General features: G+C 39.9%; 1 protein-coding gene. It reads right to left on the bottom strand.

What is annotated here, in order from left to right:
* Window positions 1-1444: hypothetical protein (locus KDK19_RS16590; protein WP_257292401.1), on the bottom strand; the 1444-nt coding region annotated here is incomplete at both ends.

The following is a 1444-nucleotide window of genomic DNA, read 5'->3' as shown; positions in this document are numbered from 1 at the left end:
TGACTCCTGAACCAATCGACGAAATCACTCAAGTATTTTATTCGTTCTTTCAGGTATTTACTCTTCTTCTCTTGTCCTTTGTTAATTTCTTTTTCTTCTTGTCCCTTTGCTGCCTTGTCATGTTGGCCTCCATCAGACTGTTGATTATCATCGGTGACAATACCTGGCTCAAGCATTGCCAAAACAGTCCGTGATTGTTCCAGCAGGCCGGCAAATCCTGTACCGAGGGTGACCATTATGACTTGGTATTCATTTGCATCAGGAAAAGTTTTTTGTAATTGTTGCTCTATGTAAGTTGAAAGGGTTATAAGCAATTCTTTAAATAATTCAGGGTTTTCATTTCCCGGGTTGTCTTTTGCATCATTTAACACCTCTTCGAATATTGCAAATAATTTCTGTTCTTTGCCTTCTCTGTTTGTAGAGTTAGTAACGGTATCATCCCAGTTTGATTTGCTAAAGTAACTCGAGATGTTGTTAACGTGTCCTTTTGCGGATTTTATAAAGAAAGCATCAAGAATCATGGATATGGCATTAATGAGATTCACGAACTGATTGTTTGAGGCAACTAATTCTGGATTTTTTTCACCATATTCTTTTATTAGCACTAACATTCGCTCATCTGTTTTTATATACCGCTGATAAAACGGTATTCTGTCCATATGAACGTTATAATTTAGCAGGGTGGTAGCGGCTTTTATCATTGGATCGATTGGGGTCTCGTATTTTTCAGCTTTTGAGGGGTTATCCAATTGTTGCATTTGCCTAAGGTGTATTTCTCTCATAAATTTCATGCCAGAGATCACTGAAGCAGACTCTTTAACATTTGCTTTTAAAACTTCGTGATCTTTTATGGGTTCCTTTTTACCAAGAAGTTCACCTTTGTTGCAATGAAGTCTCCCGCTACAAGACGAGCTAATGGCTTCAAGCAGGAATGAGTTAAAAAAGAAATGAGCCGCTTCAGGGTTGGTTCCATTTGAATGGATGGCTGCATAGTAACTTGCCATAAACGTCACGAGGTTCAGTTTTTCGTATGGATCGTTGATATCGACAGGTGACTCGGCACCGTGGAAAGAATATAGAATTGCCATCAAATCATTCTGGTTTTCATCAACCGTAAGGTGGAGTGTTTTTATCAATTGCTGAATCATGTCTGCAATGGTCAGGCTCTCTTTGGGAGGGATTTCCGGAAAGTAACTCAATATAGTTCTTATGGAGTCTTCATCAAGGCCTGTATTCATCCCTTGGAGAATGTTACTAATACTGGTATGGCTCACTGATGGGAGCGGAATTTGCACTACAGGCTGCAGTTGCTGTGCAGCAGCTCCCTCCGATTCTTCTGAATCCTCATCCATTTTTTCGCCTTGCTCATTTTCGTAGTTCATGGCAAAGATAAGATGGGTCGTATTCGGGTTGAGAGCAAAAGGAGAGATTCTCCCAACATAAG

It is taken from the genome of Endozoicomonas sp. ONNA1, from assembly GCF_024606325.1.
In the GTDB taxonomy this organism is placed as follows: domain Bacteria; phylum Pseudomonadota; class Gammaproteobacteria; order Pseudomonadales; family Endozoicomonadaceae; genus Endozoicomonas_A.
Note: the sequence above shows the minus strand (reverse complement) of the source record. Positions and strands in the feature narration are given on the sequence as shown.